1 protein-coding gene and 1 pseudogene are annotated in these 647 nt (G+C 67.1%); both read left to right on the top strand.

Annotated elements, in window-relative coordinates; translation table 11 throughout:
- Positions 1-328 (top strand): annotated as a pseudogene (locus tag QM841_RS42870) (cutinase family protein); the annotation flags it as partial.
- Between the two features lie 41 nt (positions 329-369).
- Positions 370-647: hypothetical protein (locus QM841_RS42865; protein WP_283336795.1), on the top strand; the 278-nt coding region annotated here is incomplete at its 3' end.

The raw sequence follows: 647 nt of genomic DNA, 5'->3' as shown, positions 1-647 counted from the left end.
CTCGGTGGCCGCGAACATGCTCACCGGCACAGCCGGCAAGACCGACCCCGCGCTGCTCGGCAAGCAGACCAATCCCGTGGGCAACGCGATCACCACGCAGGCGCAGACCCTCGACCTCGCAGGACTCGCCGGGTCGGTGTCGACGATGGCGCAGTCGCAGGGGGCCGAGGATCTCGCCCAGGTTGTCGGCGAGGGCCTGACCGCGGCCAGCTTCTTCGCCTCCGGTGCACACCAGAGCTACCAGAACCTGGTCGTCGACAACGCCGGCCGCAACGCCATCCAGTGGGTCTCGGATTGGCTGAACCTGCAGATCACCCGCGCCGTCTGACGATCCGACCGCATCCGAAGTCGAACAGGAGCACCGAAAAAGTGGCCACTCGAGTACACCGCCCCACCTCCTGCTGGGTGACCTGCCCGCACTGCGACAAACGCACCTACTTCACACGCAAGGATGCCCGCGCAGCACGCACCCATCACGAAAAACGCCACGGCCTGTCAATCTACCCCTGCCCACACCAAGACCAGGACGGCGACCGCTTCCACGTCGGGCACCGCCCAGAAGGACTGGGCCGCGGCCACATCGACCGCGACACGCTCGCCGACAATCAGCGGGGAACACTCTCCGAAGGCAGGTTCGCAGCCGGGGG

This window comes from Rhodococcus sp. IEGM 1307 (assembly GCF_030056915.1).
GTDB lineage: Bacteria > Actinomycetota > Actinomycetes > Mycobacteriales > Mycobacteriaceae > Rhodococcus_F > Rhodococcus_F opacus_D.
This window is presented reverse-complemented; position numbering and strand designations above follow the sequence as displayed.